Genomic DNA, 16,176 nt, shown 5'->3' on the forward strand with positions numbered 1-16,176 from the left:
ACCGTCAATCGATGGATGCCGAACTTGTCAGCTACCTCCTTGGCTGTACGGCCGGCTTGGTAGAGAGCAACAACCTCAGCCGTTTCTTTAGGGCCAAGTAGGCGTTGCCGGGGCGGGCTCGCTGGTGCTGTCAGTAGCAAATCTACTGGGTTCACCCCGGACGACAGCCTCTCGAGTTCATCCAGCAGGACCTGCGTACTTTTTAAGTCAGACCCTGATAGGGCAGGGTGGCGGGACTTGGACCATCTGATCACTACCGGGCTGTTGTAACGCGGTCAGAGGCCGAGTCTAGAGCCATGCCCTTACCGTCTGACGGAAATTTGCCGTGGCTGTTTCCAGGGAGGTCACGGAAATGTGCTCGTTGAGTGAATGCATTTGGGATGGCGATCCGGGGCCCCAGACCACGATCGGTATTCCCGGGAGCATTTGGGAGAGGACGGAGCCGTCGGTGAAGTATGTGGCTGGTGTGTCCGCGACCGGCGCAGGTAGTGATCGGACCCATTCGCCTGAGCGGTCCGTGCGAAGGGCTGGCAGGCGCAAAACAACGTCAACGGACTCCAGTTCTGGCTGGCTTTGCCACCATGCTAGGAGCTGGCCGCCGGCATCAATCGTCCGCATGTCTATGATTGCGGACGCTGCGTCGGGGACGATGTTCGGAGCTGTTCCTGCTTGAATGATTCCGAGGTTCCAGGTTTCGGCGCCGAGGAATCCATCGATTTGGATCGGCAGTCCAGTCGTGGCCCGACCGAGGGTGGCCATTAGCTTGAGTGCGGCGTTTTCACCGAGGCCGGGGGCGCTCCCGTGGGCGGCGCGTCCGGCGGCAGTGGCTTCGATCCAAAGGGCCCCTCGATGCCCGGTGATCACCTGGTTTTCTGTCGCCTCCGGGATGATCACTGCGCCGACATCCAGATCTTGAAGGGATCTAGAGGCGTCGGAGGCGCCCAGAGATCCGATTTCCTCGTCGCTGGTCAGCAGCAGGGCAACGGCGCGACCGAGGGCGGCGGCTTCAAGGAGGGCGATGGCGGCGGCGACGAGTCCCCCTTTCATATCGACGGCGCCGCGGCCATGGACGTTTCCGTCCACGGCGATGGGAGAGAACGGCGGGTTTGTCCACTGACTTTCGTCCCCTACCGGGACGGTGTCGACGTGGCAGGCGAAGACCAGATTTGGTCCGTTGGAACGGGTCGTGATCAGCGTCCAGGGGTACTCGTTCGGAGGCGCCGTCGTCACGTTCAGTCGGCGCTCTCGTTGGGTGAGTTCGGCCGCGACATGGCCTTGCAGGTGCCTTTGGGCTTCGGTGCGGCCGGAGGTTGTGTCGACGGCGATCAGCTCGAGGAGAAGGGCAATGCGGTCGGCCTGATTCATGAAGCGGACTCGTGGGTTCGTGCGCTGCTGCTTTCTCGGATCACGAGCGTCGGAGCTAGGGCCAGACGTACGGCGGCATGGTCATCCTCGGCGTGCACTGACCGGAGGATGTCGACGGCGTGGTTGGCTATGGCCTTGAGTGGCTGCCGGACGGTGGTGAGCCGGGGTGTACAGAGGTTGGCGAATTCGATGTCGTCAAATCCGGTGATCAGAAGGTCGTCCGGAACGGTGATCTTTTGGGCATGGCAGGTCTGGAGTGCTCCGATAGCGATGATGTCCGCGGCGCAGACCAAGGCGTTAGGAAGGGAGCCGGAGCGGATCAGTCGCTCCATGGATTCGCGGCCGCAGTCAACGCTGTACCTGTCCAGAAAGATGTTGTCCTTGGCGACGGAGATTCCCAGCGCGCCGGCATGGCGGAGAAAGGCGTCCAGGCGGGCCTTGGAAGATGAATCGTTCTCCTTGGACCCGGCAAAGGCGGCAGAGGTGACACCCTGAGAGGAGAGATGCTCGACGATGAGGCGCATCGCCGTTTCGTCGTCGACGCCCACCCAGTCGGCGTTCAGCCCTTCGATTCGTTGGTCGACCTGGACCACGGGCAGGGATTGGACAGCGGCTTCGACGCCGGCGAAACTGGACGTAGCGTCAACCGGGCAGATGATCAGCCCGTCGACTCTGCGCCCGATGAGGGACGTGAGTGCGGCGCGTTCCCGCGACGGATCCTGGCGGGAATTGCACAGCAACAGCTGGATGCCGTGAAGGTGGAGGCTTTGTTCAACTTCCTGGACCAGGTCCGTCATGAACGGGTTGGCGATTTCGGGAACGACCATGCCGACGGCGTTGGTGCGCGAACTGCGCAGAGCCCTGGCCACTGTGTTCCCCGAGTAGCCCAGCTTCTCAGCGGCCTTCGTTACTGCCAGACGCAGTTCCGGTGAAACCAGGCCCGTGCCGCTGAGGGCACGGGAAACTGTTGCAGTGGAGACTCCGGCATGCTCTGCCACGGTCTTGATTGTCACCTTCGACATACGTTCCCCTCGTCCAGGACCAATCCACGCCTCCAGCCCTCAATGTAATCGTATTCATCATTTCACGATGACTTCGGGAATGAAAGCCATCATTTCCCTTGTCGCCCAAAGAACTCGGAGAACCCTTATTCTGCAACGAACTTTGGACCAGATGCCGGCCTCTGTCCGTTTGTTACTCCGCAACTCTTGACAGTTAGGGGTGACGGAAGTAACGTCTCTTCCACAGTTATAAGTAATCGATTACATCACGGTTCAGCTAACCCCGGAGGCCCGGTTCCGAGCCCCCTGCACACATTTGAAGGCACATCCGACACTGGCCCCGAGCTGGCCGGCGGACTGTGCGCCTTACTCTTCCAGCCCGCCCGCCGGCGTCCGGTGGTCTGGGCCCTACCCAACTGGAGAAGTTCATGTACAAAAGAATCGGTGCTGTCCTTGCCGCCGCGGTCGTCCTGACCGGAGTTACCGCCTGCGAAGCGCGGCCCACGGCCTCGACGCCGTCGGGGTCCGCCGTCTCCGCGGAAATTCCCGGGCCCGAGAACGTTCCCTCGGCCTGCCCGGCCGCCGGCGGAGGCAAGCTGCAGATCGGGCTGGTCACACCGAACCTGCAGGCGCTGTTCTTCAACCAGATCAACACCGGCGCCAAGACGGTGGCCGATAAGGCGGGCGTGGACCTGCAGATCGTCAGCGCCAACGACGACGCGATCCAGCAGAGCAGCGCCGTGGACAACCTGGTAGCCAAGAAGGTCCAGGCAATCATCGTCGCTGCCATCGACACCGAGGGCATCAAGCCGGCCATTCAGCGGGCAGCGCAGGCCGGCGTGAAGATCGTGGCCGTAGACGGAATTGTCCATGATCCGGCCATCTCCGTACAGGTAGGCACATCCAACGCCGAATCCGGAAAGCAGATGGGTGATTTCCTGGCCAAGCTGGCCTCCAACACCGGCAAGGTCGGCGTGGTGGGCGCCCTGAACTCCACAATCCAGCTGGAGCGCCAGAAGGGATTCATTGACGAGATCAAGTCCAAGGGCATGACTGAAGGCACGGTCGCGGATGGCAAGAACGTCCAGGAATCGGCCCAGTCCGCCGCTGAAAACCTGCTGACCGGAAGCCCGGACCTGAAATACGTCTACGCCACCGGAGAGCCGGCCCTGATCGGCCTGGTCGCCGGTGTCACGAACCAGAAAGCCCAGTCACGGGTCACCGTCGTCGGGTGGGACCTGTCCGAGTCCGCCGTGAATGGCCTGAAGTCCGGCTTCGTGAAAGGCGTCGTGCAGCAGAACACCTTCAAGTTCGGCTACGAAGCGATGGGTGCGGCCATCAAGCTAAGCTGCGGCCAAAGCGTCGAGAAGACGATCCCGGTCCCGACGCAGATCGTCACCCCGGAGAACGTCGACAGTTTCGCCTACTACCTGAAGAAGTAGCATCATGACCACCAACGAAATGCTCGTAGAGCTTCGCGGAATCAAGAAGTCATACGGGCCGGTGGAATCCCTCCGAGGAGTGGACTTCACACTGCGCCGCGGCGAAGTCGTAGGACTTGTCGGCGACAACGGTGCCGGGAAGTCAACCCTGATGAAGGTCCTTGCCGGCGCCGAACAGCACGATGAAGGAGAAATCCTGATCCGCGGCAACTCTGTCTGCTTCGCCAACCCCAGCGATGCACGCAAAGAGAACATCGGCATCGTCTACCAGGACCTCGCCCTGTGCAACACCCTGGACGTGGCCGGCAACCTCTTCCTGGGCAGGGAACCCCTCCAGGGCAGGTTCCTGGACCGCAAGGCCATGCATTCCCGTGCCGCAGAAGTCCTGAACGAGTTGCATGTCCGCGTCAAGTCCACGTACCAGGAAATCGGGACCCTTTCCGGCGGCCAGCGGCAGTCGGTCGCCATCGCCCGCGCCGTGTCCTTCAAACCCGATGTGCTGATTCTGGACGAACCGACCGCTGCCCTGGCCGTGGCCGAGGTCGAATCGGTGCTGCGGCTGATCAAAAAGGTCGCAGCCGAAGGCGTCGGCGTCATCCTCATCACCCACAGGCTCCAGGACATCTTCCGTGTCTGCGACCGCGTGACAGCCATGTATGAAGGCGAGAGCGTGGACGACAAACCTATTTCAGAACTCAACATTGAACGCCTGGTGGCCATGATCACCCGTTCAGACCATCAGTATCCGGAGGCATCGTGATTCTGCAGACCAGTCCCACCGGTGCCGCACCGGTGAAAGTCAAACCACCCTCGCTCTTCGAACGGGCCAACAAGTCAACACTGCTCATGGTCGGCGTAACCCTGGCCATGATCGTGGTCTTCGCCGCGGCCAGCCCGGCGTTCCTGTCCTTCGTCAATGTCGCGAACATGGCCACCCAGATCGCCCCCGTGCTGATCATCGGTGTCGCCATGACCTTCGTCATCACGGCAGGGCAGATCGACTTGTCAGTTGGTGCGATAGCCGCGTTCGTGGCCGCGACCTGCGCTCAGCTCGTGCAGACCGGGCTTAACTCTGCGGCCGTCATGGTGGTCGGAGCCCTCATGGGGCTCGGCTGGGGGTTCGTCAACGGCATCCTGACCTCGTACCAGAAAATCCCCTCGTTCATCGTCACCCTTGCGACGCTGTCCGTGATCAGGGGGCTGGCATTGCTGGGCACCGGGGGTTTCTCCATTCCGATTCCGGACTACACCATTTTCCGGACGGTCGGAAACGGTGAATTCCTCGGTATTACCTTCATGGCCTGGATAGCGATCATCGTGTTCTTCGCCGGTCTGGTCCTGATGCACTCCATGAAATTCGGCCAGTACACCACCGGCATCGGTTCCTCCGAAGAGTCCGTGCGCCGTGCTGGTGTGAATACGAAGGCCGTCAAGATGTGGACCATGGCTTTCTCCGGCGTGGCCGCCGGCATCGCAGGTGTCCTGATCGCCGCGCGTCTCGGCTCCGGGTCTGCGAACTCCGCCACCGGTCTAGAACTGACCGTGATCGCGGCCGTCGTCATCGGCGGAACCGATCTCTTCGGAGGCCGTGGCACTATCACCGGGACCCTGATTGGGGCGATCTTGACCGGTGTCATCGCCAATGGACTCACGCTAGTGGGCATGAGCCCGTTCCTGACTCCGATCATCACCGGTCTGGTGCTGCTGGTGGCAATCTGGATCAATCTGCGCGGCAAGCAGTTCTCGGACCTGATCGCGAAGCTGCTCGGAAAATGACCACCGTCCAGACCGTCACCGGACCGGTCAGCACCAGCGAGCTCGGGATAGTGCTCCCGCACGAACACCTGGTCAACGACCTCAGCGCCGCGTACAGCCCGGCCTCGGACCAGCGGGTCCGCGACCTGCTGGACGCCCCGGTCTCGGCGGATCTGGCCTGGTTATTGAAGGAACACCCCTATAACAGCGTCGACAATTGCCGGCTCGATGACCTTCAGGGCATGGCCGAGGATCTCACGGCGTTCCGGAGACTGGGGGGCGGGACCGTCATCGATCTCACGCCTCCCGGGCTCGGGCGTCACCCGGAAGCCCTGGAGCAGCTTTCTCGGCAATCCGGCGTCAACATCATCATGGGCTCGGGCTGGTACCTGGAGCACTTCCAGGACGAGGCAACGCGCGCAGCGACGGTCGACGCCCTGGCCGATTCCTTGTTGGCTGACTTCGACCGGCCGGGGGCCCGCCCAGGGGTCATCGGCGAGATAGGGGTTTCGCCGGTCTTCTCCGCGGCTGAGCAGCGGGCACTCCGGGCGGCGGCCATGGTGCAGAAGGAACTCGGCGTGCCGCTGTTCATCCACACCCCGGCGTGGAAGAGGATGGGTGCCAGGATCCTGGACCTTGTCATCGACGAAGGCGGCGTCGATCCCGGTGCGGTGGTCCTCTGCCACATGGACCCCTCACATGATGACGCTAAGTATCAGATGGACATGGCCGAACGGGGTGTCATGCTCGGCTTCGACATGATCGGCATGCCGTTTACTTTCCCGTCCGAGGGCGAAAGCCCTGGCCCTGGCGAAAGCGCCGATGCCATCGCCCGGCTGGTCCGTGCGGGATTCGGGAAGCAGATTCTGCTCAGCCACGACCTGTTCCTCAAATCCATGCTGACAAAACATGGCGGCAACGGATTCAACTACGTCCCGTTCGCGTTCCCGTTCCGGCTGCACGAACGCGGCATCAGCCCGAAAGAGGTCACAGCCATGCTGACATCGAACCCGGCCGGCCTCTTCACAAACTCCACCACCGAATAAGAAACAGGTAACACCAATGGCAAAGGTCCTGATCGCCGGCGAGAGCTGGATGACCACATCCACCCACATCAAGGGCGTCGACGAATTCTCCGTCCACTCCTACGTCGAAGGGGTCGGACCCCTGAAGAATGCCCTCGAAGCCCAGGGCCACCTTGTCGTGCACATGCCCGCCCACGTCGTCCCCACGGCTTTCCCCGGCACGGAAGAACAGCTGGACGAATACGACGCCATCGTTCTGTCCGACATCGGTGCAAACTCCATCCAGCTCGCACCTGACGTTTTCGAACGCTTCATCCCCGGCCAGGACCGTCTCGCGGCCCTGGCGAAGTGGACCAAGGACGGAGGGGCCTTGGCGATGATCGGCGGATATCTGTCATTCTCCGGGTTCCAGGCCCGCGCAGCCTTCCGGAACACCGCAATCGCCGAAGTCCTTCCAGTGGAAATGCTCCCAGAAGACGACAGGTGGGAACTGCCCGCCGGGCTCACCGCCCAGGTGGAACAGCCCCAGCACAAAGCCATCGGCACCGCAGGAACCGAATGGCCGCCGCTCCTCGGATACAACAGGACGATCCTCAAGCCTGGTGCCGAACTCGTCGCCTCCATCAACGGCGACCCGCTCATTGCCCTGGCGGAGACCGGCAACGGCCGCAGTGCAGTGTTCACCTCTGACTGCTCCCCCCACTGGGCCCCCAGAGAATTCTGCGAGGACTGGTCCGGCTACCAGCAGATCTTCAGCGGCATTATCGACTGGGTGACCAAAAAGATCTAGCCCCGATGGCATGGCCCGCGCATCGCTGCGGGCCCTGCCGGACTACCACACTCATCCATTCCACACGGAAGGACAAACCATGAGCCCACGCGTGGGAATAATCGGGTCCATCAATGCCGACCCCTCAGTCGGCGTCGAGCGCCACCCCCACCCAGGAGAAACCATCCTAGGCACCGGCGGGCAGTTATCACCCGGTGGCAAGGGCGGCAACCAGGCACTCGCCGCAGCACGCCAAGGGGCAGAAACCATCGTGATCGGAGCCACCGGTGCAGACGCCAACTCCGATGTGGCCACCCGGTTGCTCCGGCAGGCCGGCGTCGACCTCAGCCACGTAGCCATAGTCCCCGGTCCGACAGGGCTGGCCATCATGGCCGTCGCCATTTATTGACGTCCCCACAGGCCATGGCCTGAAACTCGCGGCCGCACTCGTAAAACAGGTGTCAAGTCAGCGATTGTCACCGTGGAGGCCGCCGGGGCCGCCGCCGCCACCATCAACGGTGTGATCCTGGTGAAGTCGCCGACGGTGCAGCCCCTCGACACCACCGGAGCCGGCGACGCCTTCGTAGGTGCACTGGCGTTCTCGCTCGCCCAGGGCATTGAACTGCCTGACGCTTGCCGTCACGCAGTCCGTGTTGCAGCATTTTCTGTGTGCGGACATGGGTCGCAGACTTCCTACCCCACAACCACCGAAAGGCTTCCAGCCTGAGAAGATGCCGGATACACGCCCGCACCCGAAGCATCATGCCGAAATCGTTCGTTTCTGCTACAGACCACCAGGCTCGTTCAGTAGATTCGGTGCACCTCGTGAAGCGTCCGCCATCGCCTTCTCCTGGCCGATGACGCGGGATTGGGGCGGCGCAGCGCCCTCGTTCAGGACGCCCGATCGCCGCGCCGAAACCGTGAGAGCACCAAGCGTTGCCTGGCGCTCCGTCGACGGCGCCAAGCCGCCTCGGGGGCCGGAGATCGTGGAGTGGGGTGAGCGCGAACTCTCTCATCGTGGTCTCACGATGCGCTGGATACGGTCGCCTCTATGACGAACTCGGCAATCAAAACCGACGGACTCTCGAAGTCCTACGGTTCCACGCGTGCGCTCGATGCACTGACGCTGGACGTTCCCTCTGGCGAGGTCTTCGGCTTGCTCGGTCACAACGGTGCAGGCAAGACCACGACCGTCAACATGCTCACGACTCTGCTCGGGCCGACGAGCGGCACCGCGGAGGTCGGCGGTCGCAGCATCATCGCCGACGCCAAGGGCGTGCGTCAGGCGATCGGATACCTTCCGGAGAACGTGCAGTTCTACGACAACCTCACCCTCTTCGAGAACTTGCGATTCTTCGCCCGGCTTTCGGGCCTTCGGCGACCCGATCAGCGCATTCGGGACGTGCTCGGGATCCTCGACTTCGAAGGTCACGACCGCCAGCGACTCGGCACGTTCAGCAAGGGGATGCGCCAACGCGTGGGAATCGCTCAGGCCATCCTCCACTCGCCGACCGTTCTCTTTCTCGACGAGCCCACCTCGGGTCTCGACCCTGAGGGGGTCCGCACTCTCCGCGAGACGATCGTGCGCCTGAACTCCGAGTTCGGGATGACGATCTTCATGAACACTCACCTGCTCTCGGAGGTCACGAAGACCTGTACGAGCATCGGAATCCTGCGGGGCGGCCGACTGGTTCATCACGACACCCTCGATCGCACCCTGTCCGCCTTCCCGGGCGAGGACTCGCTCGAAGAGATCTACTTCCACCTCGAGTCGAAGCCGGTCTCATGAACACCTTCATCGTGAGCGCGCGGAACGAGTTGCTCAACGCCAGGCGCGCCCGAACAGCACACCTGCTGCTGTTCGTCTTCAGCGGGATGGTGGTCGTGTCATCCGTCATCGGATGGATCACCAATCAGACCGTCACGAGCGTCTACGAGAAGATCCGTGCCGACGGCTTCACGTCGGCGCCCAATCCATTCCTCGGCGTCTCACCCCTGTACTACGCGCGCAACTCGGTGATCTACGTGCTGCTGATCGGCTCGCTCATGGCGATCGTCCTGGGCGTCCAGGCCACCCTGCGCGACAGGAAGGCCGCCACCGTCGACCTGGTGCTGAGCCGTCCCGTCGGATCGACGAGCCGCCTGCTCGGGCAACTCGCCGGGCTCGGGGTGGTGCTCGCCGCCGTCATCGGGGTCAGCTTCTCCATCAGCTGGGTGATCATCAGCGTGATCAGCGGGGCACCGCTCGGGTGGGACGACACAGCGCGGATGATCGCCTTCGCACTCGTGTCATGGGTGCTCCTGGCAAGCTTCGCGTTGTTGGGGATGCTCACGGGCATCCGCAGCAGACGCGAGACCACGGCCCTGCTTGTGCCCTTCGTCGTCTGGAGTGCGGTTGCCTTCGTGCTTCCTCAGATCGGCACGGCAGCACGACCCGTGTCGTTGCTCAATCCGGTGCCAGTGGCGAACCCCGGCGGCGGCTATTTCGACGTCGTCGCGGCCGTCACCGGTCCGCTGTCGGTCACCGAGCAGTTCAAACGGGCGTCGGGTGCCATCCTTCACGACACGACGGTCACGGGAGACGCGACCACGAGCGTCCTCATCCTGGTGGCCTTCCTGATCGTGATGACCGCCATCGTGGTCGCAACGCCGCGCGCGCGGTTGAGGGAGGGCCTCAATGAATAGTTCATGGGTCGTCGCACGAAAAGAACTGCTCGACCTTCGCCGGGACCGGCTCTTCACGGTGCTCGTCGCGTTCCTCGCCATCGCCACGCTGATATCGGTTGCCGTTGCCGCCGCGAACTTCCGAACCCAGCTCGACGCATACAACCTGTACGTCCAACAACTGGCAGCAAGCGGGAGCCGAACCGTTCCCGCGGCACCACGGCTCTTTCCCCTCCAACTGCTGCGAGGTGGCGTCGAATACCTGGAGATTCTGGGGGCACTGTTCGCGATCGTTCTCGGTTACGGTGCGGTGGCGAAGGAGAAGCACCGGGGCACGCTGCAACTTCTCCTGAGCCGCCCGCTCGGTCGCTTCTCGATCCCCGGGGGCAAGATCCTCGGACTTGCCGTCGTATGGTTCGTCGTCGTCGCATTCCTGACGATCACGACCGCGACCGCGATCGCTGTCATCGGGAACGCGCCGTTGCCCGCCATCGAGATCGCCCGCATCGTGATCGCCGCACTGGCTGCCTGGCTCTACCTGGTCTTCTGGAGTGCGCTGTCGATCGGGATCACCTCATTATCACCGCGGCTCAGCACCGGGTTGATCGTCGCAATCACGATCTGGCTGGCATTCGTGCTGGTCATTCCCCAGATCGGCGACACGATGGATCCGGACAACCAGGTTCCCGGCGGGCTGTTCGCCACCCTCCAGATCCAGAAGACCGACGAGCTCGCGGTGCTCGCCAACTTCGCCGGCTTCGACGGGATCCGCAACGGTCTCGAAGTCTCCTCCATCACCAAGAACTTCGAGAGACTCTCGTTCGCCTTCCTCGGTATCAAGGACACCTACAACCAGCAGCCCCTTGCGCTGGTCTGGGCAGCCATGTGGCCTTATGCCGTCACACTCGCGGCGGCGGTCGCCGCCTCCGTGACCTTCGCCGTCGGGGTCACCACCCGACGCACTCTGCAAAGGAAGATCTCATGAAATCGCGATTTATCGTCCCTCTCGCCCTGGTGGCGTCGCTCTCCCTGCTCGGGCTCGTCGGCTGCCAAGCCGCGGCGCCTGCCTCCGTCAGCTCGCAGACCTCGGTAGGATCCGGCAGCACCGCGAGTGGCGTGCTGCCCGTCGACTCGAACCCGATCAACAACACGAGCACGGCTCCCGGGCTCTCGATCGTGGCCGCCGCTGTCGAGGACAACGTCGATCCCGTCACGAAGGCGGCGCTCGGCGACCGGCTTCAGGTGACCCTCAAGAACAGCACGACGAAGGATCTCTCCGCCGTAGAGATCTACTACCTGATGACCGATGTCACGACGGGACAGACAGAGGGCTATTACCAGTCGCTCTCAGGACTCACCCTTCCTGCAGGGGCGGAGACTACGATCTTCTTCGACAACGAAACAGGCCCTGGGCATTTCCCCGAGAACGTTTTCAGTCTCTATCGCAGCTCGGTCAACCAGGTCGACTTCGCGATCGAGGTCAGTGCGGATGGCGTGCAGCTCGCCCGGGCCACCGCGAGCAAGGGAGCAGGCACCGGTGAGAAAGTCGACTAGGGTCCGTCTCGACACCCGCGGCCGATCATGAAGCTGCTGGTCGTCGAGGACGATGTGCGTATCGCGGACATCGTCCGGCGTACGCTCACCGAGGCCGGATACGCCGTGGATGTGGCCTACACGGCGCCCGACGGCGTCGAGGCATTCGAGATCGAGAGCTACGACCTCGTGGTTCTCGACCTGATGCTTCCCGGACTGCCAAAAGGCGGGATGGATGTCTGTGCCCGTATTCGCGAGCTGAACCGTGACATCCCCGTGCTCATGCTCACCGCGCTGGACTCGGCACGCAAGCGTGTCGAGGGTCTCGATGCCGGTGCCGACGACTATCTCGTCAAGCCCTTCCATCTTGCGGAGCTTCTCGCCCGCGTGCGAGCACTTCTTCGCCGCGCACCGCGCGCCCTCGCCCCCATACTCCGCGCGCAGGGTGTGGCCCTCGATCCCGCGACCCGCACCGCGACCAGGGCGGGGCGGACGATCGTCCTGACCGCCAAGGAGTTCGCCGTGCTGGAGTACCTCATGCGCAATGCCGGGCACATCATCAGCACGACCGAGCTCATCGATCACGCATGGGATAGCAATTACGAGGGGTTCAGCAACGTCGTGCAAAGCTACATCCGCTACCTGCGACAGAAGCTGACCCTCGCCGGGGAGCGGGAGATCATCGAGACCAGACGTGGGGCCGGGTATGTGATCGCGGCAGACGAATGATGTTCAGACGTGCGCTCTTTCGTCTCACGCTGACCTACACGCTCATGCAGCTGATCCTGTTCGGGATCTTCGCGATCGGCGTCTACGCCTTCGTCACAGGCACCTTCGACTTCGACGCCGCGCAACACGACGGCGAGGCGTCAGTCAACGCTGCGGAGCAGGGATTTGCGAATCTGCGCACGGGACTCGTCGTGGGCTACGCCATCCTGCTCGTGCTCCTGCCCCTCTCAAGCTATCTGATGGCGAGGGCGGCCCTCGCGCCGATTCGCCGAAGCTACGAGTTGCAACAACGATTCGTCGACGGCGCCTCCCACGAGCTCCGCAGCCCGCTCAGCGTGGTCCAGGGCGAGCTCGAGCTGGCTCTCACGAGATCCCGCACGCCTGCGCAGTATCGAGCGGCCATGAGCCGCGCGTTAGAGGCGGCGGGTGGTCTCATTCGGCTGACCGACGATCTTCTCCTGCTCACCCGCGAGAGTCCGGGGGAGCTGGAGGCGAGCTTCGAGCCGGTATCGCTCGACGAGCTGGTGCGGCGTGTGGTCGGGCTTCAGGATACGGGGACGGCGAGGATCGCCGTCGTAACGTCTCAGTCTGTCATGGTCTTCGGATCGCGCGAACTGCTCGCACGGGCCGTGGCCAACATCGTCGACAACGCCGTCAAGTTCACCTCGCCAGCCGACCGCATCGAAGTCTCCGTCTTGTCGTCGGGGAAGTCCGCCCAGGTCATCGTTCGAGACAACGGGGGCGGGATGACGGAGGCGGAGGTGGGTCACGCATTCGACCGCTTCTGGCGCGCGCAGGAGTCGAGGAACACCCCCGGATTCGGCCTCGGCCTGCCGCTGGTGCGGCAGGTCTGTGCGGCTCACCACGGCAAGGTGACCATCTCGTCGGCCGTCGGCGTCGGCACGACCGTCGTCCTGAGCCTTCCTGCGTACCAACCGTGAGACTGAGACGGCAATCCTCGCTCTCACGCTCGTCTCACGGTCGGGTTCCTAGCCTGTAACCACCGTCATGCGCCGCATGGCGTAGCCACACGGAAGGACACATGACCATGCAGAAGAAGATGAAGGTCGCGGCAGGTTCCGCAGCTGTGCTCGCGATCCTGATCGCCGGCGGTGCCGCACTTGCGATCCCCGCACAGGCATCGACGATGGCACCTGTGACGTCGACCACGGAGCCGACCGACACCGACAACGTGCAGAACGAGGTCGAGGACGGGACCGCCGACGGTGAAGTCGCCGAGAGCGGCACCGCGTCCGAGGGCGAGAGAGACGGCGAGACCGCCGACCACGGCACCACGGAGAGCCCGGGTGACGATGTCGACGGAGTCGTGGTCGAAGACGGCACTCGGGACTAGCCCCTCCCGTGGGGCGTCTGCGACCTCACCTCCCGACTCGTCCTTAGCCAACCGGCAGTAAATGCCCGAATCCATCGCGGAATCGGGCATCTACTGCCGGTTCACCGGTTGTTCCCTGTTTCTGGAACTCGGCTCATGTCGAATGTCGAACGGCAGAGCCGTGGTGACAGGCGGTGGGTGAGGGTGTCGCGATTCGCCGTCGGCGGACCGCATGACCGTCGTGGCGCACAACAGGGTAATCCGGCATTCCCCCCGCCGGAGCCTACTACCGGAGCGGCACCCCCCGGGGCCGCTCCGGTAGCCCCCCACCACGAACAGACTAACCGAAATCACTCCAAAAAGAAACCGGTCAAGCGGTTTGTTGCTTTTGCGAGTCCACGAGTCGGCGTTTTCGGGTTCTTCCCGGCCGTGCGCGCGGGTACGATCTTCGCTGGTTAGGCCGGCGATGTCCCGGTGCTTCGAGGCCGCGCACGCGGGTACGATGGCTTGAGCGCGAGCGAGGAGGGCGATGATCCAGCAAGATCGAGCCCGTGCAACGCGCGAACGCGTCGTTGTCGGGGCCGCAGAAGTGTTCTGCCGCCTCGGCTACGCGAGCGCGTCGCTCGCCGACATCACCGCAGCGGCCGGGGTGACGAAGGGTGCGCTCTACTTCCACTTCCAGTCGAAGGAAGAGGTCGCCAGGGCGATCATCGAAGCCGAGCACCGCATCGCCACCGCGGCTGCGATCGAGATCATTGCCAGCACGGGCAGTGCGCTCGAATCGATGGTGAGTCTCTGCGCCGACCTCGCGAAGAGGCTCGTCACCGATCCGATCGTGCGTGCGTGCATCCGTCTCACGACTGAGGCGTCGATCTTCGAGAAGCCTCCTATCGAGCCCTATCGCGACTGGCTCCTCACTTTCGAGCGTCTCGCCGCCGAGGCGATCGTGCAGGGAGATATCCGTCTCGAGCTCGATCCCGCGACTCTCGCGCGGTTCGTCGTCCCAGCCTTCACCGGCGTTCAACTGGTCTCCGACGTCTTCGCGCACCGGGAGGATCTGTCGCAACGCGTGCAGGAGATGTGGATGATTCTCAACCCCGCCGTCGTGCCCCCCGACCGGCAGGAACGGGCGGCTGCGCTCATCGACGAGGTCTTCGCCCGCGAGTGACACGTCTCGAGGTGGCGGGCGGATGGTGTGTCAAAAAGGATGTGCTCGTTATAGCATCGCGAGATGACCGGCGGACCCCGAGTGATTGCGCTCGCTCTCATCGTGCACCCGAAACGCGGCGATCTCTTCGTGAGCGATCTTTACGATCGCATCAAGTGTGAGCGCTTTCATCGACCGCCTGGCGGGGGCGTCGAGTTCGGAGAGACGGCGGCCGAGGCCCTCGAACGAGAGTTCCTCGAGGAGTTCGGGGCGTGCGTCACGGTCTGCGAGAGGATCCATGTCGTAGAGAATCTCTTCGAGTACGATGGACGCGCCGGCCACGAGATCATGCTCGTCCACCGCGCGCACTTCGACGATCCGGGGGTCTACGCGCTCGATCTCGTTCCCGATATCGAGCGTGGGCGCGGACACGGGGTGTGGCGTCCGCGATCTTTGACCGCGACCGAGTGTCCGCTTTTTCCCGAGGTGCTGCTCGACGCTTTCTAGCCGCGGGTTCGGTCGCCCCGACTCCTTCAGGAGTAGCCAGGGCCCACGGGGTTCCGGGCGAGGCCGTTCATGGTCCGAGAATGCGCCGAAGCACGAGCCGTTCGCAGAGCGTCCACGTGACGGTGACGAGGAGGTAGAGACCAGCCGCGAGCGGAACGAACGCGGCGACGAAGACGGTCGCGAACGGAGCGTAGCCGAGCACACGGGCGATTCTTCTCGAGGACTCGGACTCGACGGTGGATGCCGGAGCCACGGGGTTCGTGGCGGGCCTCAGCACTATGCGGGAAAGCTGTGCGACGAGCGCGATGACGACGACGAGTCCGGCGAACACGGCGGCGGACGACAAGGCGATGCCCCCGCTCGCGAGCAACTGCGAGAGACTCGAACCGAGCGAGACCCCCAAGAGTTCGTCGCTCAGCAAGGCGTTGGCGTGCCCGTTGATCGCGGGGAGGATGAAAAGCGCGTAGATGAGTGAGACGATCGGGGCCTGCGCGAGCAGTGGAAGGCATCCAGCGAACGGCGAGACATTTTCGGAGGTGTACAGCTCCATCGTCTTGCGTTGGAGCAGTTCACGACTCTTGCCGTAGCGACGCCGGAGTTCGGCTAGCCGTGGTGCGAGCCTGCGACGGGCGCGTTCACTGCGTGCCTGCGATAGCCCGACCGGAATCAGGAGCGCGCGCACGGCGAGCGTGACGAGCACGATCGCGGTGGCAGAGGCTGCCACGCCGAACACGGGGACGAGTCCCTCGGAGAGTCCGGTGATGACGGTGTACGCCGCATCGAGAGCGGCGGCGATCGGGGCGAAGCTGTAGATATCCATGATGGTGTCCTTGGGGTCATGCGGATGGGAACCGTATGGCCGTGCAGGGCACAGCGTGCAGAGGCGTCGGGCGACGCGGGGAACGA

At 63.5% G+C, this 16,176-nt stretch carries 19 protein-coding genes; 16 read left to right on the forward strand and 3 right to left on the reverse strand.

The window, feature by feature from the left end:
* Window positions 1-288 precede the first annotated feature (288 nt).
* Both ACFQB0_RS10625 and ACFQB0_RS10630 read right to left on the reverse strand, forming a co-directional pair.
* A complete protein-coding gene (locus tag ACFQB0_RS10625) occupies window positions 289-1,365 on the reverse strand; it encodes a M20 family metallopeptidase (protein WP_386731146.1) in 1,077 nt (358 codons plus the stop codon).
* Window positions 1,362-2,387: a LacI family DNA-binding transcriptional regulator gene (locus ACFQB0_RS10630; RefSeq protein ID WP_386731148.1), complete on the reverse strand. Its 1,026-nt coding sequence runs from the start codon at window positions 2,385-2,387 to the stop codon at window positions 1,362-1,364. The genes ACFQB0_RS10625 and ACFQB0_RS10630 overlap by 4 nt, the downstream gene beginning before the upstream one ends.
* A 407-nt stretch (window positions 2,388-2,794) precedes the next feature.
* Between ACFQB0_RS10630 and ACFQB0_RS10635 the strand changes: the two genes are divergently transcribed.
* The 16 genes from ACFQB0_RS10635 to ACFQB0_RS10710 all read left to right on the forward strand — a co-directional run bounded on the left by ACFQB0_RS10635 (window position 2,795) and on the right by ACFQB0_RS10710 (window position 15,270).
* Window positions 2,795-3,808, forward strand: a complete 1,014-nt coding sequence (locus tag ACFQB0_RS10635) for a substrate-binding domain-containing protein (RefSeq protein ID WP_386731150.1) — start codon at window positions 2,795-2,797, stop codon at window positions 3,806-3,808.
* Between the two features lie 4 nt (window positions 3,809-3,812).
* A complete protein-coding gene (locus ACFQB0_RS10640) occupies window positions 3,813-4,568 on the forward strand; it encodes an ATP-binding cassette domain-containing protein (protein WP_386731153.1) in 756 nt (251 codons plus the stop codon).
* Entirely contained in the window at window positions 4,565-5,584 is a 1,020-nt protein-coding gene (locus ACFQB0_RS10645; RefSeq protein WP_386731155.1) for an ABC transporter permease, read from the forward strand. The genes ACFQB0_RS10640 and ACFQB0_RS10645 overlap by 4 nt, the downstream gene beginning before the upstream one ends.
* The gene (locus ACFQB0_RS10650) at window positions 5,581-6,609 is read left to right on the forward strand and encodes a phosphotriesterase family protein (RefSeq protein ID WP_386731158.1); all 1,029 of its coding nucleotides are present in this window, start codon (window positions 5,581-5,583) and stop codon (window positions 6,607-6,609) included. The genes ACFQB0_RS10645 and ACFQB0_RS10650 overlap by 4 nt, the downstream gene beginning before the upstream one ends.
* A gap of 16 nt (window positions 6,610-6,625) precedes the next feature.
* Window positions 6,626-7,378 (forward strand): glutamine amidotransferase, encoded by a 753-nt coding sequence (locus tag ACFQB0_RS10655; RefSeq protein ID WP_386731160.1) that lies wholly within the window; start codon window positions 6,626-6,628, stop codon window positions 7,376-7,378.
* A gap of 79 nt (window positions 7,379-7,457) precedes the next feature.
* On the forward strand, window positions 7,458-7,766 hold the full coding sequence (locus ACFQB0_RS10660) for a PfkB family carbohydrate kinase (RefSeq protein ID WP_386731163.1): 309 nt from the start codon (window positions 7,458-7,460) through the stop codon (window positions 7,764-7,766).
* A gap of 72 nt (window positions 7,767-7,838) precedes the next feature.
* A complete protein-coding gene (locus tag ACFQB0_RS10665) occupies window positions 7,839-8,084 on the forward strand; it encodes a PfkB family carbohydrate kinase (RefSeq protein WP_386731166.1) in 246 nt (81 codons plus the stop codon).
* 324 nt (window positions 8,085-8,408) lie between these two features.
* A complete protein-coding gene (locus tag ACFQB0_RS10670) occupies window positions 8,409-9,146 on the forward strand; it encodes an ABC transporter ATP-binding protein (protein WP_386731168.1) in 738 nt (245 codons plus the stop codon).
* Window positions 9,143-10,042, forward strand: a complete 900-nt coding sequence (locus ACFQB0_RS10675; protein WP_386731171.1) for an ABC transporter permease — start codon at window positions 9,143-9,145, stop codon at window positions 10,040-10,042. The genes ACFQB0_RS10670 and ACFQB0_RS10675 overlap by 4 nt, the downstream gene beginning before the upstream one ends.
* Window positions 10,035-11,006 carry an ABC transporter permease gene (locus ACFQB0_RS10680; RefSeq protein ID WP_386731173.1) on the forward strand — a complete coding sequence of 324 codons (972 nt, stop codon included), beginning with the start codon at window positions 10,035-10,037 and terminating at the stop codon, window positions 11,004-11,006. The genes ACFQB0_RS10675 and ACFQB0_RS10680 overlap by 8 nt, the downstream gene beginning before the upstream one ends.
* Window positions 11,003-11,575, forward strand: a complete 573-nt coding sequence (locus tag ACFQB0_RS10685; protein WP_386731176.1) for a hypothetical protein — start codon at window positions 11,003-11,005, stop codon at window positions 11,573-11,575. Before ACFQB0_RS10680 ends, ACFQB0_RS10685 begins: the two co-directional genes overlap by 4 nt.
* Window positions 11,576-11,602: 27 nt before the next feature.
* Window positions 11,603-12,283 carry a response regulator transcription factor gene (locus ACFQB0_RS10690; RefSeq protein ID WP_386731179.1) on the forward strand — a complete coding sequence of 227 codons (681 nt, stop codon included), beginning with the start codon at window positions 11,603-11,605 and terminating at the stop codon, window positions 12,281-12,283.
* Window positions 12,280-13,224, forward strand: coding sequence for a sensor histidine kinase (locus ACFQB0_RS10695; RefSeq protein ID WP_386731182.1), 945 nt, complete (start codon window positions 12,280-12,282; stop codon window positions 13,222-13,224). Before ACFQB0_RS10690 ends, ACFQB0_RS10695 begins: the two co-directional genes overlap by 4 nt.
* Before the next feature lie 101 nt (window positions 13,225-13,325).
* Complete coding sequence (locus ACFQB0_RS10700) at window positions 13,326-13,637, forward strand: hypothetical protein (RefSeq protein WP_386731185.1); 312 nt, start codon at window positions 13,326-13,328, stop codon at window positions 13,635-13,637.
* 508 nt (window positions 13,638-14,145) lie between these two features.
* On the forward strand, window positions 14,146-14,784 hold the full coding sequence (locus ACFQB0_RS10705; RefSeq protein ID WP_386731188.1) for a ScbR family autoregulator-binding transcription factor: 639 nt from the start codon (window positions 14,146-14,148) through the stop codon (window positions 14,782-14,784).
* Window positions 14,785-14,847: 63 nt separating this feature from the next.
* Window positions 14,848-15,270 carry an NUDIX hydrolase gene (locus ACFQB0_RS10710; protein ID WP_386731191.1) on the forward strand — a complete coding sequence of 141 codons (423 nt, stop codon included), beginning with the start codon at window positions 14,848-14,850 and terminating at the stop codon, window positions 15,268-15,270.
* Window positions 15,271-15,337: 67 nt separating this feature from the next.
* Here ACFQB0_RS10710 and ACFQB0_RS10715 read toward each other — a convergent pair whose 3' ends face one another.
* Complete coding sequence (locus tag ACFQB0_RS10715; RefSeq protein ID WP_386731194.1) at window positions 15,338-16,090, reverse strand: YidC/Oxa1 family membrane protein insertase; 753 nt, start codon at window positions 16,088-16,090, stop codon at window positions 15,338-15,340.
* Between the last annotated feature and the right edge of the window lie 86 nt (window positions 16,091-16,176).

The sequence above is a fragment of the Luethyella okanaganae genome (assembly GCF_042660285.1).
Classification (GTDB): Bacteria; Actinomycetota; Actinomycetes; order Actinomycetales; family Microbacteriaceae; genus Luethyella; species Luethyella okanaganae.